General features: G+C 39.5%; 24 protein-coding genes. 10 read left to right on the top strand and 14 right to left on the bottom strand.

What is annotated here, in order from left to right:
- Positions 1 to 32 precede the first annotated feature (32 nt).
- From adeK to EG365_RS04430, 7 genes are all read right to left on the bottom strand, one after another.
- Entirely contained in the window at positions 33 to 1,487 is a 1,455-nt protein-coding gene (adeK, locus tag EG365_RS04460) for a multidrug efflux RND transporter outer membrane channel subunit AdeK (RefSeq protein ID WP_001174793.1), read from the bottom strand.
- Positions 1,487 to 4,663, bottom strand: a complete 3,177-nt coding sequence (gene adeJ / locus EG365_RS04455) for a multidrug efflux RND transporter permease subunit AdeJ (RefSeq protein ID WP_000046678.1) — start codon at positions 4,661 to 4,663, stop codon at positions 1,487 to 1,489. Before adeJ ends, adeK begins: the two co-directional genes overlap by 1 nt.
- 12 nt (positions 4,664 to 4,675) lie before the next feature.
- Complete coding sequence (adeI, locus tag EG365_RS04450) at positions 4,676 to 5,926, bottom strand: multidrug efflux RND transporter periplasmic adaptor subunit AdeI (protein ID WP_000986589.1); 1,251 nt, start codon at positions 5,924 to 5,926, stop codon at positions 4,676 to 4,678.
- Positions 5,927 to 5,950: 24 nt separating this feature from the next.
- On the bottom strand, positions 5,951 to 6,577 hold the full coding sequence (locus EG365_RS04445; RefSeq protein WP_001987651.1) for a phosphatase PAP2 family protein: 627 nt from the start codon (positions 6,575 to 6,577) through the stop codon (positions 5,951 to 5,953).
- A 184-nt stretch (positions 6,578 to 6,761) separates the two neighbouring features.
- Positions 6,762 to 8,822, bottom strand: coding sequence for a site-specific recombinase (locus EG365_RS04440; RefSeq protein ID WP_000547883.1), 2,061 nt, complete (start codon positions 8,820 to 8,822; stop codon positions 6,762 to 6,764).
- Between the two features lie 14 nt (positions 8,823 to 8,836).
- Positions 8,837 to 9,814 (bottom strand): All-trans-nonaprenyl-diphosphate synthase, encoded by a 978-nt coding sequence (sdsA, locus tag EG365_RS04435; protein ID WP_000234081.1) that lies wholly within the window; start codon positions 9,812 to 9,814, stop codon positions 8,837 to 8,839.
- A 47-nt stretch (positions 9,815 to 9,861) separates the two neighbouring features.
- Positions 9,862 to 10,161, bottom strand: a complete 300-nt coding sequence (locus EG365_RS04430) for a hypothetical protein (RefSeq protein ID WP_000667118.1) — start codon at positions 10,159 to 10,161, stop codon at positions 9,862 to 9,864.
- A 96-nt stretch (positions 10,162 to 10,257) separates the two neighbouring features.
- On the opposite strand from EG365_RS04430, the gene rplU reads away from it, so the two are divergent.
- The 7 genes from rplU to EG365_RS04395 all read left to right on the top strand — a co-directional run bounded on the left by rplU (position 10,258) and on the right by EG365_RS04395 (position 16,078).
- Positions 10,258 to 10,569, top strand: coding sequence for a 50S ribosomal protein L21 (rplU, locus tag EG365_RS04425; protein ID WP_000271409.1), 312 nt, complete (start codon positions 10,258 to 10,260; stop codon positions 10,567 to 10,569).
- 18 nt (positions 10,570 to 10,587) lie between these two features.
- Entirely contained in the window at positions 10,588 to 10,845 is a 258-nt protein-coding gene (rpmA, locus tag EG365_RS04420; protein WP_000201632.1) for a 50S ribosomal protein L27, read from the top strand.
- Between the two features lie 240 nt (positions 10,846 to 11,085).
- Positions 11,086 to 11,781, top strand: coding sequence for an outer membrane lipoprotein chaperone LolA (lolA, locus tag EG365_RS04415; RefSeq protein WP_001056757.1), 696 nt, complete (start codon positions 11,086 to 11,088; stop codon positions 11,779 to 11,781).
- 127 nt (positions 11,782 to 11,908) lie between these two features.
- Entirely contained in the window at positions 11,909 to 12,697 is a 789-nt protein-coding gene (locus EG365_RS04410; protein ID WP_001177768.1) for an RsiV family protein, read from the top strand.
- Positions 12,698 to 12,815: 118 nt separating this feature from the next.
- Positions 12,816 to 14,087: a serine--tRNA ligase gene (serS, locus tag EG365_RS04405; protein ID WP_000566837.1), complete on the top strand. Its 1,272-nt coding sequence runs from the start codon at positions 12,816 to 12,818 to the stop codon at positions 14,085 to 14,087.
- Between the two features lie 67 nt (positions 14,088 to 14,154).
- Entirely contained in the window at positions 14,155 to 15,528 is a 1,374-nt protein-coding gene (gene cysG / locus EG365_RS04400; RefSeq protein WP_000350910.1) for a siroheme synthase CysG, read from the top strand.
- Between the two features lie 76 nt (positions 15,529 to 15,604).
- Positions 15,605 to 16,078 carry a tRNA (cytidine(34)-2'-O)-methyltransferase gene (locus EG365_RS04395; RefSeq protein WP_000582207.1) on the top strand — a complete coding sequence of 158 codons (474 nt, stop codon included), beginning with the start codon at positions 15,605 to 15,607 and terminating at the stop codon, positions 16,076 to 16,078.
- Between the two features lie 49 nt (positions 16,079 to 16,127).
- On the opposite strand, the gene EG365_RS04390 is transcribed toward EG365_RS04395, so the two are convergent.
- Positions 16,128 to 16,508 (bottom strand): winged helix-turn-helix transcriptional regulator, encoded by a 381-nt coding sequence (locus EG365_RS04390; protein ID WP_000656640.1) that lies wholly within the window; start codon positions 16,506 to 16,508, stop codon positions 16,128 to 16,130.
- A gap of 116 nt (positions 16,509 to 16,624) precedes the next feature.
- Here EG365_RS04390 and EG365_RS04385 point away from each other — a divergent pair, with 116 nt between their 5' ends.
- A complete protein-coding gene (locus EG365_RS04385; RefSeq protein ID WP_000071875.1) occupies positions 16,625 to 17,185 on the top strand; it encodes a flavodoxin family protein in 561 nt (186 codons plus the stop codon).
- Positions 17,186 to 17,224: 39 nt separating this feature from the next.
- Here EG365_RS04385 and EG365_RS04380 read toward each other — a convergent pair whose 3' ends face one another.
- The 6 genes from EG365_RS04380 to rpoD form a co-directional block, all read right to left on the bottom strand.
- The gene (locus EG365_RS04380; RefSeq protein WP_000183443.1) at positions 17,225 to 18,610 is read right to left on the bottom strand and encodes an APC family permease; all 1,386 of its coding nucleotides are present in this window, start codon (positions 18,608 to 18,610) and stop codon (positions 17,225 to 17,227) included.
- Positions 18,611 to 18,875: 265 nt separating this feature from the next.
- Entirely contained in the window at positions 18,876 to 20,060 is a 1,185-nt protein-coding gene (locus EG365_RS04375) for an iron-containing alcohol dehydrogenase (protein WP_001118410.1), read from the bottom strand.
- A 1-nt stretch (position 20,061) separates the two neighbouring features.
- Positions 20,062 to 20,595, bottom strand: a complete 534-nt coding sequence (locus EG365_RS04370) for a hypothetical protein (RefSeq protein WP_000626048.1) — start codon at positions 20,593 to 20,595, stop codon at positions 20,062 to 20,064.
- 80 nt (positions 20,596 to 20,675) lie between these two features.
- Positions 20,676 to 21,329: a lipoyl(octanoyl) transferase LipB gene (gene lipB / locus EG365_RS04365; protein WP_000050856.1), complete on the bottom strand. Its 654-nt coding sequence runs from the start codon at positions 21,327 to 21,329 to the stop codon at positions 20,676 to 20,678.
- A 183-nt stretch (positions 21,330 to 21,512) separates the two neighbouring features.
- On the bottom strand, positions 21,513 to 21,800 hold the full coding sequence (locus tag EG365_RS04360; RefSeq protein ID WP_000887099.1) for a YbeD family protein: 288 nt from the start codon (positions 21,798 to 21,800) through the stop codon (positions 21,513 to 21,515).
- A gap of 97 nt (positions 21,801 to 21,897) precedes the next feature.
- The gene (gene rpoD, locus EG365_RS04355; protein WP_001281941.1) at positions 21,898 to 23,784 is read right to left on the bottom strand and encodes an RNA polymerase sigma factor RpoD; all 1,887 of its coding nucleotides are present in this window, start codon (positions 23,782 to 23,784) and stop codon (positions 21,898 to 21,900) included.
- A gap of 358 nt (positions 23,785 to 24,142) precedes the next feature.
- Between rpoD and EG365_RS04350 the strand changes: the two genes are divergently transcribed.
- A complete protein-coding gene (locus EG365_RS04350) occupies positions 24,143 to 24,349 on the top strand; it encodes a PA3496 family putative envelope integrity protein (RefSeq protein ID WP_000099358.1) in 207 nt (68 codons plus the stop codon).
- A 75-nt stretch (positions 24,350 to 24,424) separates the two neighbouring features.
- On the top strand, positions 24,425 to 24,949 hold the full coding sequence (locus tag EG365_RS04345) for a YecA family protein (RefSeq protein WP_001274941.1): 525 nt from the start codon (positions 24,425 to 24,427) through the stop codon (positions 24,947 to 24,949).
- The last annotated feature ends 200 nt before the right edge of the window (positions 24,950 to 25,149 follow it).

The raw sequence follows: 25,149 nt of genomic DNA, 5'->3' as shown, positions 1-25,149 counted from the left end.
AAGTGAGCTTTTATAAGAAAGTGATTTAAAACTTATTGCTTTTTAAGTTCAGCACTAGATGGTTGGTGAACCACTGTATCTGAAGTATTTGCTTTTAAACCACCACCTAGAGTTTTGTATAACTCGATTTGGTTGTTTAAGTTTGCTTGTTGAAGCAATAACAAACCTTGTTCAGCTGCATATGAAGAACGCTGTGCATCAAGAACAGTCAAGTAACTATCAATACCGGCACGGAAGCGGGCATTTGAAAGTGTGTAGTTGCGGTTAGTTGCTTCTACTAGACGTTGTTGTGCTGTTAAACGCTCACCAATATTGGCACGAGTTGCAAGCGCGTCATTAACTTCACGGAACGCCGACTGAACTGATTTTTCATAATCAGACAATGCAATTTTCTGATCGGTTTCAGAAATTTTTACATTGGCACGGCGTGTACCCCAGTCAAAGATTGGTAAATCTAAGCTTGGACCAACTGACCATACAAAACCACCAGACTTAAATAGATCACTTAAGTCAGTTGATGCATAACCAGCCGAACCCGTTAAGCTAATGGTTGGGAATAAACGTGCTTTTGCAGCACCGATATTCGCACCCGCAGCGCTTAAGTTGTATTCAGCAGCTTTTACATCCGGACGGTTATTTAACAAGTCACTTGGTAAACCGGCAGTAAACACATTTTGTTGAGCAATGCGTTTTACAGGTTGTGTAGGTAACAAGTTTTGTGGAACAGGTTGGCCTACAAGCAAGTTCAACAAGTTTTGTGCTTGAGCAATTTGAGTTTTGTAGTTCGCTACATCATTACGCGCAGTTTCTACAGAAATCTGTGCTTGACGTAATGGAACTTCACTGTCAATACCTACATCAAAACGTTTTTTGTTGAGATTGTAAGAATCTAACTGTGCTTTAAGCGTTTGCTCTGCCAGTCTTAAGTTTGCTGTTGCAAACGAATAATTTAACCATGCTTGAGCAACTTGGCTAATCAGACTGATTTGAGTCGAATCACGAGCACTTTGTGTTGCAAGATAACTATCTAAAGCAGCATCTTTGAGGCTACGAACACGACCCCAGAAATCTAGCTCATAAGCAGTTACACCCAAACCTACTTGATAAGTAGAGTAGGGGTTATTCGGATCACGGCTTTGAGAAACCTGACGAATTGCACTACCACTTGCTCCGATTGTTGGAAGCTGGTTGTTCTGTGTAATCTGATATTGCTGTTGAGCACGTTCAATATTGAGCGTTGCTGTACGTAAGTCACGGTTATTGGCAAGAGCCAAATCAATCACTTCAAGCAAACGCGGGTCAGCAAAGAACTGTTTATAACCCTGTTCAGCAATAGACGTACCAGAAGCGCTGTTATATGCATAGCTTTGTGGTATATCGGTTTTCACGACTGGTTCTGGGCCGCGCATGCTTTGACAAGCTGCCAAAGCAAGCGCAAGTGCAGACACCGCAATGCTACGACCTGAAATAGACCATACTTTTTGCATCACGATTTATGCTCCTGAGTGTTTATGGTTTTTGGTTTGTACTTAAAGATACTACGAATCCACACATAGAATACAGGGATAAAGAAGATTCCTAAGAACGTCGCGCTGAGTACGCCACCAAGTACACCAAAGCCTACAGAGTGCTGACTTCCTGCACCGGCACCTGTTGAAAGTGCAAGTGGAAGTACACCGAAACCGAAGGCAAGGGTGGTCATGATAATTGGACGTAAACGCATTTTTGCAGCATGTAAGGTTGCATCAAGTAGATCTTCACCTTTTTCCTGCAATTCTTTTGCGAATTCAACAATCAAGATCGCATTTTTTGCAGAAAGACCGATAACCGCAATAATCGCTACCTGGAAGTAAATGTTATTTGAGAGATTTGGATCTCCTTTAATAATCATGCCCAAGTAGGTCAATACGATTGCACCAATGACACCAAGTGGTACCACAAGTAAAACCGAGAACGGAATTGACCAGCTTTCATATAGTGCAGCCAAGCAAAGGAATACGATTAACAATGAAAGTGCGTATAAGAACGGCGCTTGAGCACCAGACTCACGTTCTTCAAGTGATAAGCCTGTCCACTCATAGTCGAAACCTTGTAAGCCCATAGATGGTAACTTACCAATAATTTCTTCCATTGCTTTCATGGCATCACCAGAGCTCACGCCAGGTGCAGGTGTACCTTGAATGTTAACCGATGACACGCCGTTATAACGTTCGAGACGTGGAGAACCATACGTCCATTCGCCTGTAGCAAATGCCGAGAATGGAACCATCTCACCTTTGTTATTACGTACATACCATTTGTTTAAGTCTTCAGGCATCATACGGCTGCCCGCATCACCTTGAACATAAACTTTTTTCACACGACCACGGTCAACGAAATCGTTAATGTATGAGCCACCCCATGCAATACGCATTGTATTGTTGATTTCGGCAATACTAACGCCCATAGCACCAGCTTGAGCCTGATCTACATTAATTTGATACTGAGGAGTATCTTCCTGACCATTTGGACGCACACCTACAAGACGTTTATCTTGTGATGCCAAACCTAAAATCGTGTTACGAGCTGCAATCAGTTTCTCATGGCCTTGACCACTTGAATCTTTAAGCTGCAAGTTAAATCCGGCAGTTACACCAAGTTCAGGCATTGCTGGAAGCTGTAACGGCATAACGTATGATGCATCTTTAATGATCATATTTAATGCCATACCACGCTGAATCAATGAACCAATTTGAGTTTCTGGTGTCGTACGTTTGCTCCAGTCTTTCAACTTAACGAAGCCAATACCCGCGTTTTGACCAACACCTGTGAATGAGAAACCAGAAACAGTGAAAATAGATTCCACGGTATCTTTTTCATTCATAAAGAAGTTAGTCATGGTATCAATCACTTTACCGGTACGGTCAAGCGTTGCATTTGGTGGTAATTGTACAAGTGTCATGACCACACCCTGATCTTCTTCTGGTAAGAATGAAGACGGGAGTTTTTGGAACAAGAAGACTAAAAGGGCAACTACAACAGCATAGAGCACGCCAGAGAAGATTTTGCCTTTAAGCATGCGGCTAACACCATTTTGGTAGCTATGCGACATGCGGTCAAAACCATTGTTAAAGCTTCTAAAGAAACGCGCAAAGATATTATTGCTTGGTTCTTTATTAGGATCATGCTGTTTCAAGATAGTTGCACAAAGTGCCGGTGTGAACGTCAACGCTACAATTAACGACAGAACCATTGCAGTTACAAGGGTAATCGAGAACTGGCGGTAAATTACACCTGTTGTACCACCAAAGAAAGCCATTGGTACGAATACCGCTGTCAATACGCTGGTAATACCTACTAACGCACCAGAAATCTGCTGCATTGAGCGAGAAGTGGCCGTAACCGGATCGGTATGGTCTTCACTCATCACACGTTCAACGTTTTCGACTACAACAATGGCGTCGTCGACCAGAAGACCGATTGCCAATACCATAGCGAACATGGTTAAGGTGTTAATTGAGAAGCCAAAGATATTAATGACCGCAAATGTACCTAATACAACTACTGGAACTGCAAGCGTTGGAATAATCGTTGCACGCCAGTTTTGTAAGAATAGGAACATGACAATGAATACCAAAATCACGGCTTCAATTAATGTGTGTACTACACTTTCAATTGAAAGACGGATAAATGGAGTCGTGTCATAAGCCAGTTTATCTGCAAGACCTGTTGGATAGTTCTTACGTAGTTCAGATAAACGTTGTTCAACTGCTTCGGCTGTGTCGAGTGCGTTAGCACCTGTTGCAATTTTAATTGCAAGACCAGCTGCCGGTTTACCGTTAAACTTCGAGTCGAATTGATAGTTATCCGAACCTAATTCTACGCGAGCAACATCTTTTAATCGAACCTCAGCACCTGATGCTGTGTTCTTTAAGAAGATATTTTTAAACTGTTCAGGAGTCTGCAATAAGCTTTGTGCATTTACTGTTGCGTTAAGAACTTGACCTTGTACAGCCGGAGCACCACCTAACTGACCTACGGCAACTTGCGAGTTCTGCGCTTGTAAGGCAGTTGCAATATCACTAGGAGTAAGTTGATAGCTTGTTAATTTAGCTGGATCAAGCCAGATACGCATTGCGTATGAGCCACCGAAGACCTGTACCTCACCAACACCGGCAACACGGCTAAGCGGTTCTTTAATTGACGAGTTTACGTAGTCTTTAATGTCAGAGTCTGACAGGTTGTTATCTGGTGAATAGAATGCAATAACTTGCAAGAAGCTCGCACCAGATTTAGTAACTGTTACACCTTGACGTTGTACATCTTCAGGTAAAAGCGCAGTTGCAGATTGCAATTTGTTTTGAACTTGAACCTGTGCAATATCAGGGTCAACACCTTGTTCAAAGTTTAATTGAATAGATGCCTGACCATTACCAGCACTGTTAGATGAAATATAACGTAAGCCATCAAGACCATTCATTTGTTGTTCAATGATCTGGGTTACAGTATTTTCAACTGTTTCAGCCGATGCACCAGGATAAGTCGCAGCAATCGTTACGGTTGGTGGTGCAATCGTTGGATATTGTGCAATAGGCATTTTTGTTAGCGTAAGAATACCCGCCAACATAATGACTAATGCAATCACCCACGCAAATATGGGGCGATGAATAAAAAATTGTGCCATTCAATCTACCCCTTATGCATTTGAAGCTGCTTTCTGTTCTGCTTGAGGTTTACCTGATTGAGCCGGTTTCGCAGCATTTGGTGCTGCACCTTGAGAGTTTGCTGGTTGAGCTTGATAAGGTTTTGCTGATACTTCTTGCCCTTCTTTAACTTTGGCAACACCATCAACAATGACTTTATCGCCGGCTTTTAAGCCGTTAGTCACAATCCAATTTTGTCCTTGAACACCAGAGGTTTCAACAGGACGACTCTCAACAACCCCTTTAGCATTAACAAGCATCGCTACAGCTTGCCCTGTAGGTAAACGAGTAATGGCAGCTTGAGGAATCAGGTAAGCATTTGGAACAACGCCCTGAACAATTTGCGCAGTGGTATACATACCCGGAAGCAATAAATGATTCGGGTTAGAGAATACGGCACGTAATGTAATTGTTCCTGTATCTTGGTTTACAGAAGCGTCAGAGAAAGCAAGTTGCCCTTCGATTGGATAGGTAGAACCATCTTCAAGCTTTAATTTTACTTTCGTGTTGTTACTGTTATTTAAACTGCCTTTACTTAGTTGTTGACGTAAACGCAATAACTCAGCACTAGACTGATTAATATCAACATAGATAGGATCTAACTGTTGAATCGTTACCAACGGGTCAGTCTGGTTTGCAGTAACCAAAGCACCAGCCGTTACTGAAGAACGACCAGATTGGCCAGAAATAGGAGAGCGAATTGTAGAATAACCAAGATCTACATTTGCATTTGTTACTTGAGCCTTAGCTGCTGCAACTTGTGCTTCTGCAACATTGACTTGACCAAGTAAGTCATCATATTCCTGTTTAGACACAGCATTACTAGAAACAAGTTGTTTATAACGATTTAACTTGGTACGTAGTGAAGCTAGATTTGCCTGTTGTTGTAGGAGTGATGCTTTTGCATTTTCTAACGTTGCACGGTTCGTTCTAGAGTCGAGCTCATAAAGCGCCTGACCTTCACGAACATAGCTTCCTTCAGCAAATAAGCGTTTTAAAATCACGCCACTTGTCTGAGGACGAACTTCAGAAATTTGATATGCTGAAGTACGGCCTGAAAGCTCAACGCTTTGTTCAACACTTTGTGGTTGAGCAACAATAACACCTACTTCTGCAGGCGGCATTTTCTGAGCAGCAGCAGCTTGCTGTTTCTCATCGGAGCCTTTGCTACAACCAACAAGCGCGATACTTGTTGCTAATGCGCAAGCAGTAAGGGCTGGTGCCCAAAGCTTAGCCGACATCATTGTTCCACCTCGTTTAGATAAAATCTAAAAATATATTTGTTTTTTACTTAACCTACTTTGTGTTTGTAATAACCAGAGCCAAAGCAGTGCAATCCAAATAAAACCAATGCCCCAACCAGCGAGTACGTCTGTTGGGAAATGAACTCCTGCATATATTCTTGAAAGCCCCATACACACAAACCAAAGACAGGAGATCAAAACAATATAAGGAGAGTTAATGTTGTGCTTATGGCATAACATAATCATTGCCAGACAAGCCAGTGTTGATGCATAAACACTATGTGCACTTGGGAACGATGCACCATAACTTTCAACAATATGATATGCCTCAGGAGGTCTAGGCCGGTTAACACACCACTTGAGCAGCCAACCCATGGTGATACTGCCAATAACTCCCAAGCTAATGAAAATAACAGTAATATATTTTTTATACCATGCTAAATATATACATACTAGAAAGGATAAAAAACATACAAAAGGCATGCCGCCTACGCGTGCAAGAAAGGTGGTTATAGTATTAAGATAATCTAAACGATGGTGACTCAATGTTTGAACGGTGAGCAAGTCCAAAGATTGAAGACTTGGTACAAAAAGACCAAGAACACCTAATCCTAAAAAAACGCAACCAATACAAAGCAATAGATAGGGCATAAACACACCTTTGCTTATTCATATAGTTTTTCACTATTGAACGCCGTTGAAAGTGTACTTGCCAGTACACTTTTTTTCAAGCCTGATAGATCATCGTAAATTCATTTTGAAATTTTTTTAACATTTGGAAAAACAATCACAACAAAATTGACGGACATCACATTTTGTGTACAAAGCAAAACATTTAATGTTCTGCTTTTTTTCCGCTATTGGCTTGGGCATTTTCTTCTAATTCTAGAGGCTGTTTCGGTGGCCAGAAGAAGTCACTTGGTCGGGTAAGAAAATGGGTCATGACCAGTTTAGCTAATGGCTTCCATTGTTCAAAGCGAACTCGACGTGCACGTAATGCCACAATAATAGTGAGTGTGAAACTCACAAATAAGTTGGTGAGACCAATACAGAGTACGCCTAAAAATGAAACTATAATCAAGCCAATATCAGGGCTACCATTAATAGTCATTAAACCTTGAATGAAGTTCGCTGAAGCAAAAGCAATGTGACGAATATCTAGAGGTAGGCCCAAAATAAAGCCAATTGTTCCCATACTTCCTAACATTACGCCAAATAGGAAATTACCTGCGAGCGCCCCTAAATTACGTTCAATATATTCTGCAAAACGGTTCAGGCGTTCTTGTCCAAATAAGTTTCTTAAACGTCGATGTGCTTTTAAACGGGGTCCTACTTTTCTATAAACTGCCATGTTGTCGAAGTAGCCCGCAATTAGGCCAGATAAAAACAAACACACCCCAGCAATCGCTGCATGCGGAACGGCTAATGACGTAAAAGGGTTTAGGCTGTGTAATAGATAAGTTGCCTTGGTATGAGTTAATAAAGGCTCATCAAGATAGAACTGCCAAGCAAAGGTAATAAGAGCGGCAGTAGGAATTGCAATCGAGATATTACCCAAAATAGCAATAAACTGAGTTCGAATAATATTGATAATAAGTGCGGCTAATTCTGCAATTTGTGCAGTTTTAGAGCCTTTACGTTGCTGTACAGTTGCAGCGAGGGCAGCGGCTGTCATTGCGGGTTGTTTTGTTGCAACAGTAAAGTGCAATACATGAATCAGAATAAAGCCAAGTGAATAGTTCATACTGAACGTAAAGGCTTGCATGAGCGGAGCCATAGTCATACGTGCAGCAAGAATTTTTAATGAGGCCATACAGGCAATAATCACACCTGCACCAGCAGCGGCTTTATACATGCCCCAAAAGCCTTTGGTGTCTGTACTTACATAATGTTCGCCAGTACGGCTTGCATTCTCTGTGACTTGAAAGGCAATAAGCTCACTGGTCGTGCTGAGTAACGAGCGGACACTTTTTTCACTATAATGTGCTTTAGTTAAGTCTGAAATTAAGTTTCCTAAAGAAACGTAGCGTCCCTCGCTATCGTCTACAACTAGATAGAGTAATAATTCAATCCGATCTAAACACTGTTCAAGTAAAGACAAAAGATAGGTCAAACTTAAACTAACACCGATTCTTTTGGTCGCTCGACGTATTTTTAAAACGACGTCTCGACACTGCTCTAGCATTACAAATGCTTGAGAGGCATCAGGTGGTGGAAGCACAGCAATGTCGTTGCTGGAAATATCCTGTTTTTTGTACTTCTCTATAAACTCAATAATTTCACGGTTTTGTACCAAAAATGGCGATTCATATTCGGTTAATTCAGGTTGAGCGTTAATAAATTCAGGATAAAGACCGATACCACTAATACGGTAAGATAAGACAGTAATTGCCTTAATCATTTCTCGCTGAATGGCATGCTTTTCATCGACATTACTGTTACTTTGCCCAATAAGTCCGAACAAAGTTGCCCAATCCTTGTCATCAACATTGTTTAACCAGATTGAATCACTTTCTAAATAGAAAATTTTTCCAATCAGAATTTTTAGCTGGCTTGCATCTTCAATAAGTGGCAGAAAATGGCCGCCAAGTCTTTGCCCAAGCTGGTTCCAGAAGCCATCTAAAGACAAAATACCGCTATCTGCATATAAGCTGACTTGCTTATATTGATTAATGAGGCGTAATAAAAAGGTTTGTAAAAGGGCTGGAGCGGTAGGAGTAAGTAATAGGCTATCAATAAAGGCTTGTATTTTTTGCTCTATTTCATCCGTATCGTGAGGATCGGATGGCCGTAAAGCATTGACTAAGTCAATGAGAATATTTTCGTCAATAACAGCTTGAGGGTTTTCAAGCTGTTTCTGGATTTTAAAAAAATGTTCTGAAAAATTTATATGCATAGGCAAAATAATATCTACTGTATTCGATGTAATGCAAGCCGAGTTAAATTAATCAACGCTTGACGATAAGGTGTATCAGGCAAGATTGATAAGGCTTGCAGTGCTGCTTCTGTTTCTTCTTGGGCACGGCGCTGGCAATAGTCTAAAGCACCAGACTTTTGCACAATTTCAATCACTTTAGGTAATTGGTCAACACCACCAGTCGCAATACTGCGTCTGATAATGGCATGCTCTTCACCGGTTGAATGTGCTAATGCTGAAATTAACGGTAAAGTCGGTTTACCTTCCATTAAATCATCACCAATATTTTTACCTAATGTTTCAGCATCTGAAGTGTAGTCTAAAATATCGTCAATAATCTGGAATGCATTTCCGAAATGACCTGCAAATAATCTTAAAGGTTCGCGGTAAGCTTCTTGTCCTGCCAAAATAGCCGCACCTTCGGTTGCAAGTTCAAATAAACGAGAAGTTTTCCCGTGAATAATTTTTAAATATGTTTCTTCGGTTGTATCCGGTTGATGCTGAGATTGGAGTTGTAATACCTCACCTTCAGCAATTTCACATGTACCTGTTGAGAAGTCTTTTAATAAGGTCATGTTGTTTAAATCAACCAAAAGGTCAAAAGCGCGGGCAATAAGGAAGTCACCAACCAATACGGCCGTTTGATTGTTCCATGTTGCATTTGCAGTAGGACGACCACGGCGAAGTCCAGATTCATCAACTACATCATCATGCACTAAAGTTGCGGTATGAAGCATTTCAATAATAGCTGCCAGACGCTGTGCATTTTGCATATTGTCGAGGCCGCAAGCGCGTGCTGCAAGTAAACACATGATTGGGCGCATACGTTTGCCGCCAGCTTCAACTACATGTTTACTCACTGACATGACCAAGCCGACTTTTGAGCTAATTCCTTCATTAATCAAGTGATCCATCGCAGCAAAGTCTGTAGCAACAGGAGCGAGAATGTCTTGCTTAAAATCGATGACCATATGAAGAAAAACCCCGTATTGGTAGATAAGTGGCGTTAGTGTATCAATTAAAAGTGCATTAAACAGGGAAACAAGCAATTGATATTAATCATTTGTATGTTCATGAAGAGTTCTTTGTTCTTTATTTCGGCAAAACGATGTGTTTCCGACAAAACAATAAATTTTAATAACGTCAACATGAATACAGCTTGTTCTTGTTGCAAGTTGTGTTTGGAACTGTATTTTAAATTCCATTCAGAATCAATGAAAAGTACTAAAATCAAATTGAAGCTATTTTTATTATGTAAGAATGATGGCTTCTGTTGCTTAGTTAAAGATAAAGCACTTGTCGTTTGATCAAATTTCACTTAAAATCTGTCGCCTTGTATAACCCCAGTGGCGTTCGTTTTAAGATCGATATATCCCTTTATCGGCACGACGACACGGGCTGATTGGAGTACGTTATGTACGCAGTAATCCAAAGCGGTGGTAAACAGCACCGTGTAGTTGAGGGTGAAACCCTTAAAGTTGAATTATTGAAGGCTGAATCTGGCGCAACTATTACATTTGATGATGTATTAATGGTTGTAAACGGTGACAACATTCAAATCGGTGCTCCAGTTGTAGCTGGCGCTAAAGTAACTGCAGAAGTGATTGGTCATGGTCGTCACGACAAAATCCGCATCATCAAAATGCGTCGTCGTAAACACTACCGTAAACAACAAGGTCACCGTCAATGGTTCACTGAGTTGAAAATTACTGGTATTTCAGGCTAATCACGAGGAGTAAGAGACATGGCAACTAAAAAAGCCGGTGGATCGACGAAGAACGGTCGTGATTCAAACCCAAAAATGTTAGGTGTTAAAGTTTACGGTGGTCAAACTGTAACTGCTGGTAACATCATCGTTCGTCAACGTGGTACTGAATTCCACGCTGGTGCAAATGTTGGTATGGGCCGTGACCATACTTTATTTGCTACTGCTGACGGCGTAGTAAAATTCGAAGTGAAAGGTCAATTTGGCCGTCGCTACGTAAAAGTTGAAACTGTTTAAGTTTTAGCTTAAGAAAAAGCCCACATTTTGTGGGCTTTTTTTATGGAAATACATCAATATTGTCTTCATGATGATGAATGAAATTCTACAAACAACATGAATAACATAACAAAATATCTTATTTTCTCAATGATTAGCACAAAGTTTGTCGGTTAATATAAGTCTTGAATGAAGAGCTTGTTTAGCTGGATTAATTGAAAGGCTAGCAAGTTATCTTACAGCAACTAAAAAGGTGATGACATGAATATGCTTCGTAAAACCATGTGTGCTATTACACTCAGCGCCTCAGTGCTTGCTCCTGTAATGAGTACTACAGCGTTCGCTGCACCCGTAGCAGCACCGGAGCAACAGGCAATTGGGAACCTGGTAAATCAGTTATCAGGCTTACAGCGTTTGACTGCCGATTTTGAACAGACAACGAAAGCGAATACAAAAACTGTAGCACAGAAAAAAGGCTTAAGTGCTCAGCATATGAACCAGACATTTAAAGGTTCAATGAAAGTTGAACGTCCGGGGAAATTTTATTGGGAAACTGTAAGTCCCTCTAAGCAAACTATTGTAACAAGTGGAAAAACAGTCTGGATTTATGACCCTGATCTACAACAGGCTGTGCGCCAAAGCCTAGATGATCAGGTCGCTGATACACCGGCTTTATTACTTTCTGGTAATACTAACCAAATCATGAAGTCTTACCGAGTAACTCAGCCAGATAAATCTAAGTTATATTTCACTTTATTCCCTAAAAAAGAAGATGGAGCTTTCCAAAGCTTAACGATTAGTTTTGGTGCCAACAAAGCACCTACACTCATGGTATTGCAAGATTCTTTAGGTCAAACGACTTATGTTCGTTTCAAGAATGTTAAAGTAAATGCCTCAATTCCGGCTTCAACTTTCAATTTTACGCCTCCGAAAGGTACCGATATTATTGATCAATAAGCCTGATTATTTAGAAAGCCATCTTTACGATGGCTTTCTTTTTATATATCAAGCCTAGATACATTTTTTAACCCCGTCTTAAACTTACGCTTTGTATAGTGGTAGGAGTGAGTTTACGGGGATTAACATGCAACTTTACGATAAAAAAATTATTTTCATTCTTCCAATGTTAGCTGCCATGGTTGCGGTGAGCGGTTGTCAGCCAAAATCTACGGCTAAAGATGAACAACCGGCTTCTAGTGCTTCAGTAAAAGAGCAAAAGCAAGCTGAAGTCCCTGTCATTCAAGCAAAAGTTGTTCCGGTAAAGCTGCCAAAACCTAAAGTTTGTCTTGAAGACGGCTGCACTGAATATGATTTTCAGACCGTACAAACCAATCAAAAATGGATTAATGATTATTTTACGAACCGTATAAAGAAAGCAGACCCGAATGCTTTTGCAAATTTGGCTGATAAACCTGTTGAGGTACCGGAAGGGGAGCCGAGCTCAAGTCAGAGTGCAATCTATGTCCGTTATTTAGGGCAAAATTATAACCTTGCAACCTTTGCATTCCAGACATATTCATACTCTGCGGGGGCAGCACATGGTATGTCACATCAAGAGTTTGTAAATTTTGACTTGCTAAATAAAAAGCACATTACCGTTGAAGAACTTATTAAGCCAGATGTTGAAAAACAGTTAGTTGATGCGCTTTTTGATGCAAATACTAATTGGCTTCAAGAGCACAATATTAGCCGTGAAAAACTGCAATTAAGTGATAATTTCTACTATGGTGCAAATGGGATTGTTTTTGTCTATCCAATTTATGAATTAGCTTCTTATGCAGAAGGTATGTCTGAATTAACCTTGCCATATTTTGAAGCAGCTAAATATATTAAACCTGAGTATTTACCGAGTGTACCGAACTATAACTTATAAAATATAAGATCTATTCTAAGAATTGTGTGAAAGCTATTCGTTATGAAGATGATCACTATATTTTTTAGTGTTAAGGGCTTACACTATAGCCAGTTTTTTACCCATATTATGATTGATTATGATCGACCCTAAGTTACTCAGAAATAATATTGAAGTCGTTAATGCAGCTTTGGCAAAACGTGGTGTTCAGTTAGATGTTCAAGAATGGGCATCTTTAGAGACTCGCCGTAAAGACTTGCAATCAAAAACTGAAAAGTTACAGGCAGAGCGAAATGCCGGTGCTAAACAAGTGGGTCAGATTAAAAAATCCGGTGGTGATGCTTCTGAAATCATGGCACGTATGCAAGCCATTGGTGATGAAATTAAAGCTGCCGAAGTTGCTTTATCAGAGCTACAAAACGAGATTGAGCAAAAAGCGCTTAGCATTCCTAACTTGCCGGACGAATCTGTGCCAGCTGGTAAAGATGAAAATGATAACGTTGAAATCTCAAAATGGGGTACACCTCGTCAGTTCGATTTTGAAATCAAAGATCATACTGATTTAGGCGAGTGGATGGGCGGACTAGAGTTTGAAACTGCCACTAAACTCACAGGCTCACGTTTTAGTGTGTTGAAGGGGCCTTTAGCGCGTCTACAACGTGCTTTAACTCAGTTTATGCTCGATACCCATACTTTAAAGAATGGTTATACCGAAGCGTATGTGCCTTATTTGGTAAATGCTGATTCATTACGTGGGACAGGTCAGTTACCAAAATTTGAAGAAGATTTATTTAAACTTCAAGGTGAAAAAGAATACTACCTCATCCCTACAGCAGAAGTTCCAGTCACTAACTTTGTCCGTGATGAAATTATTGATGCAGATCGCTTACCATTAAAATATGCGGCTCATACTCCATGTTTCCGTAGTGAAGCAGGTTCTTATGGTCGTGATACACGTGGTTTAATTCGTCAGCACCAATTTGACAAAGTTGAAATGGTGCAAATCGTTAAGCCTGAAACATCTATGCAGGCACTTGAAGAGCTTACTGCACATGCTGAGGGCATTTTACAGGCACTTGGTTTGCCTTACCGCAAAATTTTGCTCTGTGGTGGTGATATGGGGTTCGGGGCGACTAAAACTTATGATTTAGAAGTTTGGGTTCCAAGTCAAAATACTTACCGTGAAATTTCAAGCTGCTCTAATATGGGTGATTTCCAGGCACGTCGTATGAAAGCACGCTACCGTATGGATCAGAAGAAGACCGAATTGGTGCACACTCTAAATGGTTCAGGCCTTGCTGTAGGGCGTACTTTACTTGCAGTAATGGAAAACTACCAACGCAAAGACGGTTCAATTGAGATTCCAGAAGTATTACGCCCATATATGGGTGGTGCAACGTTTATTGATTAAGCTTTGCATCTAAAGTGTGCACGGTTTTTGCTTAAACATAGTCAGATGATCGATGTAGAGGTTTAAGGTGGATATTTTTCCAATCTCTTTGAAGTTGCAACAGCAACGTTGTCTGATTGTGGGCGGAGGGCATATTGCTTTACGCAAGGCAACTTTATTAGCTAAAGCAGGAGCAATAATTGATGTTGTTGCTCCTGCAATTGAAGATCAGCTTCTGCAATTAATTAAAACAACAGACGGCGAGCCGTTTATTGAAGCTTTTGCTGAAAAATTTTTAAGTACACCCTATCGTTTAGTTATTGCAGCGACCAATGATGCAGAAGTAAATAAAACAGTTTTTGAGCAGTGTGAAGCGCGCAATTTACTTGTAAATAGCGTCGATGATATTCCACATTGTCGTTTTATGGTGCCTGCGATTATTGATCGATCTCCATTAATTGTTTCTGTGGCCTCAAATGGAACATCTCCTGTTCTATCTCGTCAAATCCGTACGCAGTTAGAAACCTCTATTCCACATGGCATGGGCAAGTTAGCTGAGTTTTCAGGAAAATGGCGCAATCAGGTTAAAGAAAAAATTTCTAATCCAGATGAGCGCCGTATATTTTGGGAAAACTTGTATGCAAGCCCCTTAAAAGAACAAGTTTTTAATGACAATCTAGATGTTGCCGATAGCATGCTTGAACAAGCACTGCAGGAGTGGAAAGCACCTAAAGGCGAGGTTTATTTGGTGGGTGCAGGTCCAGGTGATCCTGAACTCATTACTTTAAAAGCTTTACGTTTAATGCAGCAAGCTGATGTGGTCATTTATGACCGTCTTGTTTCTGCACCTATTTTAGAATTGTGCCGTCGAGACGCAACAAAAATATATGTTGGTAAAGCGCGTTCTAACCATAGTGTTCCTCAAGAAGGTATTAATGCATTATTGGTTGACTACGCGAAAAAAGGTAAACGTGTTTGTCGTTTAAAAGGGGGAGACCCTTTTATTTTTGGCCGTGGTGGCGAAGAGATCCAAGAGTTATTCCAAGCTGGCGTCCCATTTCAAGTTGTTCCCGGTATTACTGCTGCGTCAGGTTGTTCAGCTTATGCAGGTATTCCGCTTACCCATCGTGATTATGCCCAGAGTGTCCGCTTTCTTACAGGCCATCTAAAAGAAGGTTCTCCTGAGTTACCGTGGAACGAACTGGTATACGAAAACCAGACATTAGTACTGTATATGGGGTTGGTGGGATTAGAGCGTATTTGTGAGCAGCTGATTGCGCATGGACAACGTCCAGATATGCCAGTTGCATTAATTTCAAAGGGTACGACACCTGAACAGAAGGTTGTGGTGGGGTCACTTGCTGATATTGCATCTAAAGTGACAGAACATCAAATTCATGCGCCGACACTCACAATTATTGGTGAGGTTGTACGTTTGCGTGAACAGTTACAGTGGAATTAGTAGGCTTATTGATATCTGCAAAAGAGATGTAATTATTGCCTGAGCTAACCAATAAGTAATTTAAGTGAGTAATTAAGTGATTCATGTTGTTCTATACGAGCCTGAGATTCCTGCTAATACAGGTAATATTATTCGTCTATGCGCGAATACAGGCGCTCAATTGCATTTAGTTAAGCCTTTAGGCTTTGAACTTGATGATAAAAAGCTTAAACGTGCAGGGCTTGATTATCATGAATGGGCAAGAATGCAAATTTGGGACAACATAGAGCTTTGTCTTGCGGACTTAAAAGCAAAAGGTGTTGAGCATGTTTTTCCTTTAACTACGAAAGGTTCTGCTACGCCTCATACAGTTGATTTAAATAGACCTGTGGCTTTATTGATGGGGCCAGAAACACGCGGCTTGCCTGAACATGTTCGTCTGATGTTCCCTCAAGAACAATGGATTCGTTTACCAATGGCAGAAAACTCAAGAAGTTTAAACTTATCTAATGCAACTGCCGTAATTGTATATGAAGCATGGCGTCAGCAAGGCTTTAAAAAATTAGGTTAATTTCTTAAGTTCTAAATAAAAATAAGGCCCTTAGTGGCCTTATTTTTATTTAAGCTTGTTCTAGTATTTTTTCGTCATACATGATTTGGGCTGCTAAAACTTGCTCAATATTAGTTTCAGCCCATTCTTTTAACTGATATGCCATAGCAGCTACATTTTGCCCAAGTGGCGTGAGGGAATAATCGACACGAATAGGGGAAGTATCCTGAATTTTTCGTTCGATAAAACCGTCTCTCTCTAACATTTTTAACTTCTGAGACAAGACTTTAGGTGAAATCCCTTCAATATTTTTTTTAAGTAAGTTGAAGTGCTGAGTTTCATGCTCAAGAATATTTAAGATGAGTAAAACCCATTTGTCTGCAATTTTTTCAAAAAACAGTCGAGCAGGGCAATGTTGTTGAAAAATATTATATTTTAGACATTCTTTCATCTAATTTACCCTCTCTTTTCTAAAAAAATAGGATAGTTACCAAATGGTAACTAATTGACACCTAGTATCTAAAATATATCATTAAATGGAATTTAATAAAACATAGGTTTTCTTCCATGTCTAATTCTAATATTGCGGTTGTATATTTCTCAGGTTATGGCCACACTAAAGTAGTGGCTGAAACTTTTGCTAATGAAATTAATGCTCAACTTATCCAGATTGATCAGGAAGGTAATATCACTGAGCAAGATTGGGAAACATTGAATAATGCAAAAGGTATTGTGTTTGGTGCGCCGACCTATATGGGTACAGCACCATGGCAATTTAAAAAATTTGCTGATGCCACTTCAAAAGTTTGGTTCACACGTGGTTGGCAAGATAAAGTATTTGCAGGCTTTACGAATAGTGCAAGTTTAAATGGGGATAAACAAGTTACGCTTATCCAGCTGCAAACTTTAGCATCACAGCATGGTGGCATTTGGGTGAGTCTGGGCTTATTGCCAGCGAATACTAAAGATGCAACACGTGAAGATGTAAACAACTTAGGCGGTTCGGTAGGGCTTTTAGTTCAATCACCTTCGGATGCAAGTGTAGATGAAGTCCCAACAGGGGATTTGGAAACAGCTAAAGTTTATGCAAAACGTGTACAAGCCATTGTAAATAAAATATATGGTTAATGAGTCCATAAAAAAAGGCGCTTTTAAGCGCCTTTTTTGTTATTCATGCTCATTATGTTGAGGAGCATTATATTTAAAGCCTTTGGTTTTATAGGCAAGATAACCTACCCCAAACACTGCCCAAGCTAAGCCAATTTGCAAAGCAAGCTTGTCAATTTCTAACCACATTAAGAACACACTAGCAAAGCCAAGCGTTGGTACAATAATGTAATTAATAATATCTTTGATAGATTTGTTTTTACCATCTCTCAGCGCGTAGCGCGAAATCACCGAGAAGTTTACAAAACTAAAAGCAGTTAAGGCCCCGAAACTAATTAAGTTAACAATATGTTCAAGGTCTAAAAAGCCAGCAGATAATGCAACCACACCAACAATAAGAATGTTGTAAGTCGGAGTATGCAATCTTGGGCTAATATGACCAAACAACTTTTTATTAATAACCCCATCACGACCCATTACATACATTAAGCGAGATACACCAGCATGTGCTGAAATACCGGATGCCATTACTGCAACTACAGCAAAATATAAAACTAATGTTTTAAATGCAATGCTGCCAATTGCTGCAACCATAACAGGTTGTGATTCATCTAACGGTTTAAAATAGATGTTTGGATTGCTAGGGAAATACAACTGGATAAAGTAAGTGCTTACGATAAAAATAATACCTGCAAGCAATGCTGTTGAGAAAATCGCTTTTGGAAGCGTTTTTTCAGCATCTTTAGTTTCTTCTGCAAGTGAAGATAAAGCATCAAAACCTGTAAAAGAAAAGCACAGTACTGTTGCACCACCAATCAAAGCACTAATAGAAGTCATATCATTCCAAAAAGGAGTTAATGACCATAATTCGGCTTTATCGGGATTAAGCGTACCATCAGCATATACGCCTTGGGTAAGGAGAATATATACTTGATAAACAAAGTAAAAAATAACACCAAGTTGAATAACTACAATTGTACTGTTAAAACGCGCGACAAAGCGTGCGCCAAATAAGTTAATCACAGTCATTAATGCAGTTAAGCCAATAACCCATAGCCAATTATTTACTTCTGGAAACAAAGCTCTTAAATAAATATCGGCCAAAATGATATTGACGAGTGGTGAAAGTAAATAGTCTAGCCAAGATGACCAACCCACCATAAAACCAACATTAGGGTGAATTGACTTTTGGGCGTAGGTATATGCTGATCCTGAAGAAGGATAGCGTTTGATCATGTGTCCATAACTGATCGACGTCAATAAAATTGCAACTAAGGCAAAGATATAAGAAGTAGGTACATGACCACCACTTCGTTCTGATACTAAACCAAAAGTATCAAATAAAGTTAATGGCTGAATATAAGCTAAACCAATAATAATGATGTGCCAAAGCACAAGATTCTTTTGAAGTTTAGCTGTTGGTTTAGTCCCAGATAAGTTTGTCAACGGCGTTATCCTCATAATCGTTGATCAAGGATCAGCTTGGTGTTAAGGATCGTTTGAGACGAACGATCCCCCCTACATAAAAGATAAAGTGCGCCAATCTATCCTAAATTGATGCAAATTGTCAGTACTTTCGTGGATTTTTTAGCAAATTTTTTGCCATATTTCCAAAGAAAATGATGAATAAAAATTCATAGATATAAAAAAGGTCTGATTTGTCATAAAAATCAGACCTTTAGCTTTTTTCTTTAGATATCTAAATCTTAACTTACCAAGCTTTTTGTAAGATCTCTCGTAGATCTTTTAAGCTTGCTTCTTTAGGATTATAAATAATTGAGCCATCATTTAGTGCTTTCTCTGCCACTTCATCAAGCTGTGCTTCAGTAACTTTACCTGTTTCACGTAAGGTACGTGGTAATTTGGTTAAGCTAAATAAACGATCACGCATTGCTAAAATAGTTGCGATTGCTCTGTCTGCACGCTGAGTAGCAGGAGTCTGGGCATAAATATCCGCACCTGCAAGTGGTAATAGCAACTCGCCAATTTTCTGACCATTGACTTGTTTATTGTACTCAAGCACATAAGGTAAGAATAAGTTCATGCACAGCCCGTGGGGCAGGTGAGCAACTGCACCTAATGCATGTCCTAATGAGTGTACAAGGCCTACCATCGAGTTAGAGAATGCGATACCTGCCATTGTAGAAGCTTGTGCAAGTTCTAAACGACCTTGTGAGTCATTTGGATTTTCTAAGACATTAAATAGGTTTTCGCTAATTTTTTTAATACCTGCACTTGCATAGGCATCGCTAAGCGGGTTAGCTGCCATACAGGTGTATGCTTCAACACAATGTGTTAATGCATCCATGCCCGTCATTGCAGTTAAGTGAGGTGGTAACGTTAATGTCATGCGTGGATCTAAAATCGCAGCATGTGGCATTAAGTAATATGAAGCAAATGCCAATTTAACATTCTTTTGTGTATCAGACACAACAGCAACCATGGTCACTTCAGAGCCCGTACCTGATGTAGTCGGGATGACGAAAAATGGTTTTAATGGTTTTGGTAGGTTGTGTGCACCAGAATATTGAAGAAGATCATCTCCACCTTCTGATACTAAAATGTTAGTTGCTTTAGAGGTATCGATAACAGAACCACCACCCACAGCAATAATCGCATCACATTTATTTGTGCGATAAGCTTCCGCGGCAAGTCGAACAACTTCAAGGCTTGAGTCTGGTGGAACATCATCAAAAACATGACCAATGACTGCATCAGTTGTGCTAAAAGCAGCTTCAATAGGGTTTAACAAGCCATTTGCACGAACACCTTTATCGGTAATGATAAGAGGGCGTTTTGCACCTAAAGTCGCAAGTTCAAACGGAATATGTTCTAAAGCAGCATTACCGGCAATGACTTTTACAGGACAAAAGAATTCGTAATATGGTTTAGCCATGTTATGCGCTCCGCTTGAAGTAAGACTTAGCTACTTTTAAATAAATATTTGCAGCCTGGTTGAATTTTTCTTTTAGGGTAAGTTCAGTTGGGTATTCTTTAACAGCGAGTGAAGCCACCAATTTCGGTAAAATGAGGGACTCCATTTTATTGAGGCAGCGAACTAAACGAATTGCTGCAGATACATCACCATCAGCAATCATACGGTCATTTGCAAAGGCTTGAGCAGTACTTTCCTGAAAAGAGAAAACCAAAAAAGCATGAGTTACATGCTTAAACGTAATGGTTAAATCAGGCTTTTTTTCCGCTCTTTTCAGCAGTTCTAATTGTTTATCTTCTGTCACTCGTGCAAAAAATGCTGGTCCATTTGGGAAGACATTCATTGAAAGTACAAAGTGAACAGGAAATTTAGACACTTCCTCTTGTATTTCACTATCTACTTGACTCGCCATGACTAAGCCTCGACCAACAACGTCCATCATGAGCTTAACGTAGGCAAGTTGCAGAGTGGGCTTTACAGCTTTTGTCGAAATCACTTGCTATCCCTTCTTAAAATTATGCAAAAGCAAATTTAGAGTAATTACTCTAATATATTTTTATTCCATCTCAAAATCATTTATTCAATTTTGACTTCTGGGTCATTAAAGTACCCAGTACCTTTAATATACTCAATAAAGTCCTGACAAAGTTGTTCAAATAATGGATATGGAGTCACTAAATCTTGTATGCGGACCATTTCTAGCCCTGCATAACCACATGGGTTGATGGTTTGAAAACCAGTTAGAGCACAGTCCAAGTTTAGGGCTAAACCATGATAACTACGTCCACGGCGAATTTTGAAGCCTAATGAACCAATCTTTCTGCCATCCACATAAACGCCTGGTGCATCAGGTTTTGCATATGCTTCAATGTTATATTTCTTTAAAACATCTATCATAAATTGTTCAGCAAAACTGACCAATGTGCGTACATTCCATTTCAGTCGATTAAGGTCAAACATAAAGTAAGCGACGAGTTGACCAGGACCATGCCAAGTTACTTGTCCACCACGGTCAGTTTGTACTACAGGAATGTTTGATGGAATCAGAATATGTTCTGGTTTTCCTGCCTGACCTTGAGTTAGTACTTCATGATGCTGGAGTAACCACAGCTCGTCTGCTGTATTTTCATCACGTTGATTGGTCAGGTTCTTCATCGATTCGAATTTGCTTTGATAATCTTGTAAATCGTTCCACTGACGAATAATCAAAGTGGGTTTATCAAGGCTCATTAAACATTTTCCTGTGCATAGTACTTAACAGAAGGGAAGTCTCTCAACTTTAAATTATGAGAGTATGCTTTTGATGAGTTTAAAGTATTTTGCTTAAGCGGTTCTAAATATTTGTAATTATTTCTATAAAGATTGGTATAAATAAAAATGCCATGACATTAAATTTGTCATGGCATTTTAAAATTAAAGCGCAGTTCTTATTTGCGGACAAGCAGCCAAGTCTGCATATAAAGCATGCACTTGTTCCAATTCATCAAAGCGTAATTGCGCGGTTAATGAATGGTATTTGCCTGTACGTGATTCTTGTACTTTTAACGTTGTTTGGTCAAAGTCAGGAAAATGTTTCACTAGAATATCAACGACAGCTATACGTAATTCTTCACCCGCATCGCCAATGAGTTTAATTGGATAGTCCATTGGAAATACCCAAAGGTCTTCACGGAGTTCGCGAGATGGAGTGCGGTCTAACATAAGTAACCTCATCATGTGAAACGCCTGCATCATCGCAGGCGTTTATAGCTCTTTCTATTAAATGGGGACTAGTCTCGAAATTTCAAGATTTCAAAAATTAGTCATTCTCTAGGAAAGAACGCAAGTGTTCAGAACGAGAAGGGTGACGTAATTTACGCAATGCTTTCGCTTCAATCTGACGAATACGCTCACGTGTTACATCAAACTGCTTACCTACTTCTTCTAAAGTATGATCGGTTGGCATATCAATACCAAAACGCATCTTCAATACTTTTGCTTCACGTTCAGTTAAGTTTTCTAAAACTTCACGAGTTGCTTCTTTTAAGCCTTCTGAAGTCGCAGCATCAATTGGAGAAGTGATGTTCTGGTCTTCAATGAAATCGCCAAGATGCGAATCTTCATCATCACCGATTGGAGTTTCCATTGAAATTGGCTCTTTCGCAATTTTAAGAACCTTACGAACTTTAACCTCATCCATTTCTAAGCGTTCGCCTAACTCTTCAGGAGTAGGTTCACGGCCCATTTCCTGTAATAATTGACGCGATACACGGTTAATTTTGTTAATCGTTTCAATCATGTGTACAGGAATACGAATTGTACGAGCCTGATCGGCAATAGAACGGGTAATTGCCTGACGAATCCACCAAGTCGCATAAGTCGAGAATTTATAACCACGACGGTATTCAAACTTGTCTACGGCTTTCATCAAACCAATGTTCCCTTCTTGAATCAAGTCAAGGAACTGTAAACCACGGTTGGTATATTTTTTCGCAATCGAAATTACCAAACGAAGGTTGGCCTCTACCATTTCTTTTTTCGCACGACGAGCTTTGGCTTCACCAATTGCCATACGTTTAGAAATATCTTTAATTTCACTAACGTTTAGGCCAAGCTCTTTTTCGATATCTGCAATTTTTTGCTGGAAGGCTAAAACATCAGGACGCACTTTTTCCAAGTGAGCCTTGATTTCAGCTGGAGCTTTAGCAATTTGTTCATCTAACCAAGCAGGATTAGATTCCTGTTTCGGGAAAGATGTACGGAACTGGTTACGGTCCATACGGCCACGACGTACTGCATAACGCATAATTTCACGTTCATTGGCACGAATTTGTTCATGAGTTCCGCGAATCATTTCTGAAATGATGTCAAATAAACGTGGAGTAAATTTAAACATCATAAATACAGTTGCTAAAGACTCAAGAGCTTCATTTGCTTCAGGGCTATTACGGCCATGTTTTTCGATGACAGCTTTAGTTTGAGCCCATGCAGCTTCTAATTCAGCAAAACGAACTTTTGCAACTTCAGGGTCTGGACCTGAATCACCTTCAGAATCATCATCACCTTCAGACTCTTCTTCTTCATCGTCATCATCAAGCTTAACTTCTTTCGTTGACTTTGTAGATGATTCGTCTTCTTCCTCAAGCTCTTCAACATCTTCTAAAACTTCAGGAATATCTTCGTCAGTTTCAGGGTCTAAATAACCAGATAAGATATCGGCAAGACGGCGTTCGCCAGTTAAAAAATCATTATATTCTTTTAATACAACTTCAACAGCATTTGGCCAGTAAGCGATTGAGTTCAAGACATCACGAATGCCTTCTTCAATACGTTTAGCAATGCTGATTTCACCTTCACGGGTTAACAGTTCTACTGTACCCATTTCACGCATGTACATACGTACAGGGTCTGTCGTACGTCCAGGCTCATTTTCAACAGATGCAAGTACGGCAGCAGCTTCTTCTTCAGCAACTTCATCAGTTGCATCAGCTGATTCGCCGAACATGGTATCGTCAGATTCAGGTGCACGCTCGTGTACAGGAATACCAACGTCTTGAAGCATCTGGATGATGTCTTCAATCTGTTCGCTTTCAGTAATCGAGTCCGGCAGATGATCGTTAACCTCAGCGTAAGTTAAGTAACCTTGTTCTTTGCCTCGGCTAATCAGAGCCGCTACTTGAGAAGTAGGGGAATGCATATCGCTCATCTTTGCTTACTCTTTGTTGAATCTGTGGCAGTGAAAAACCGTGCATGATAGCACAATTTGCTTGAAATGTTTGGGCTTTGATCGGTGACCGTTAAATAAAAAATATCTTTGAATTCACGACTATTTTTTGAATATTGGGCTAAAATCATTTTTTTCAAGGTTAAATCATAGAAAAATTTGTAGAAATCTTCGCTTATCAAAAGATTGTTCTGTTTTATAAATACACAATTTTTTGGGTGAAAAAAAGTACAAATGAGCAATTAAATGAAAAAAATATAAATAAAACTTGACAAGGAAAAGTAAGACAGATAAATAGCGGCTAGACCCATTCACATTTTTTCATTATGAGGTAGTTTTAGTGTCTTCTACAGATTTTGAACTAGATGATAACTACGGCGATGATGATGATGTCGGTTTTGATGAGTCATCAGGCAAAATCAGTGCAAAAGAATCGTTGGAAAAACGTAGATTAATTGATGATCTATTGGCACAGCGCCGTTTAGAGCGTGAGTTAAAAGATTTCGATTATGATTTAGACGATGATGATCTTGATGACGAAGACTAATCAAAACTAAATAGGGCATCGTCAGCTTAAGTGCTATGCTATCGTCAATTTCTTTTTAAAGTCAGGTAACACACAATGAGTGCATTAGATTTAGACCAATTAAGTGAATATCTAGATGGAGACCACAATGAATATGGTCTAGACTTTGCTGCAACTCATGGATTTTTGTGTGCAATTGCAGTAGGTCCTCAGTTTGACCGTTGGTTAGATGAATTGTTCGAAGGTAACCAGAAAAAGGTTCCGGCTGAAATTATTCAACAAATCAAGGTTTGGCTAGAGTCGATTCGTCAAGATTTAGCAAATGAAAATGGGATTGAATTTCCATTTGAAGTTGAAGAAGCTGACGTTGAATCAAGCCTAGGTGATTGGAGTGTAGGGTTTGTTGACGCAATGTTCTTAAACGAAGAGGCATGGTTTGCCCCTGAGTATGAAGAACAATTGGTTGATTTGACTTTACCAATCATGGTTTTTAGCGGAATTGATGAAGAAGATCCACAGATGGAATCTTTCCGTCGCAATGGACAGTTAATGGATGAACTGGCAGAAGAAATCCCAGATAATTTGAATGAGTTATATTTGATGTACCATACTCCAAATTAATTTATTAGAAGAAATAATAAATAACGTCCTTTCTAGGGCGTTTTTTATGTTTTTAGTATTTTTAATACATAATTAAATATAATATTTTTACATTAATTTTATTTCTATATAATTACCAGCAAAATTTTTTGATATTACTCTCTTAATCAAAAAATTAATTTATCTCGCCATGAATATTTTATTGGCGTCATGAAAATCTT

It is taken from the genome of Acinetobacter sp. FDAARGOS_494 (genome assembly GCF_003812225.1).
In the GTDB taxonomy this organism is placed as follows: domain Bacteria; phylum Pseudomonadota; class Gammaproteobacteria; order Pseudomonadales; family Moraxellaceae; genus Acinetobacter; species Acinetobacter baumannii.
The sequence above is the reverse complement of the archived record's forward strand: the minus strand, read 5'-3'. Positions and strand labels throughout refer to the sequence as shown.

Coding starts and splice junctions, on each gene's coding strand:
- lolA (WP_001056757.1), top strand. CDS start 11,086: ATGAATATGCTTCGTAAAACCATGTGTGCTATTACACTCAGCGCCTCA.
- EG365_RS04345 (WP_001274941.1), top strand. CDS start 24,425: ATGAGTGCATTAGATTTAGACCAATTAAGTGAATATCTAGATGGAGAC.
- EG365_RS04440 (WP_000547883.1), bottom strand. CDS start 8,822: ATGCATATAAATTTTTCAGAACATTTTTTTAAAATCCAGAAACAGCTT.
- serS (WP_000566837.1), top strand. CDS start 12,816: ATGATCGACCCTAAGTTACTCAGAAATAATATTGAAGTCGTTAATGCA.
- rpoD (WP_001281941.1), bottom strand. CDS start 23,784: ATGAGCGATATGCATTCCCCTACTTCTCAAGTAGCGGCTCTGATTAGC.
- lipB (WP_000050856.1), bottom strand. CDS start 21,329: ATGAGCCTTGATAAACCCACTTTGATTATTCGTCAGTGGAACGATTTA.
- rpmA (WP_000201632.1), top strand. CDS start 10,588: ATGGCAACTAAAAAAGCCGGTGGATCGACGAAGAACGGTCGTGATTCA.
- EG365_RS04445 (WP_001987651.1), bottom strand. CDS start 6,577: ATGCCCTATCTATTGCTTTGTATTGGTTGCGTTTTTTTAGGATTAGGT.
- EG365_RS04360 (WP_000887099.1), bottom strand. CDS start 21,800: ATGTTAGACCGCACTCCATCTCGCGAACTCCGTGAAGACCTTTGGGTA.
- EG365_RS04375 (WP_001118410.1), bottom strand. CDS start 20,060: ATGGCTAAACCATATTACGAATTCTTTTGTCCTGTAAAAGTCATTGCC.
- rplU (WP_000271409.1), top strand. CDS start 10,258: ATGTACGCAGTAATCCAAAGCGGTGGTAAACAGCACCGTGTAGTTGAG.
- EG365_RS04410 (WP_001177768.1), top strand. CDS start 11,909: ATGCAACTTTACGATAAAAAAATTATTTTCATTCTTCCAATGTTAGCT.
- EG365_RS04385 (WP_000071875.1), top strand. CDS start 16,625: ATGTCTAATTCTAATATTGCGGTTGTATATTTCTCAGGTTATGGCCAC.
- sdsA (WP_000234081.1), bottom strand. CDS start 9,814: ATGGTCATCGATTTTAAGCAAGACATTCTCGCTCCTGTTGCTACAGAC.
- adeK (WP_001174793.1), bottom strand. CDS start 1,487: ATGCAAAAAGTATGGTCTATTTCAGGTCGTAGCATTGCGGTGTCTGCA.
- adeI (WP_000986589.1), bottom strand. CDS start 5,926: ATGATGTCGGCTAAGCTTTGGGCACCAGCCCTTACTGCTTGCGCATTA.
- EG365_RS04390 (WP_000656640.1), bottom strand. CDS start 16,508: ATGAAAGAATGTCTAAAATATAATATTTTTCAACAACATTGCCCTGCT.
- adeJ (WP_000046678.1), bottom strand. CDS start 4,663: ATGGCACAATTTTTTATTCATCGCCCCATATTTGCGTGGGTGATTGCA.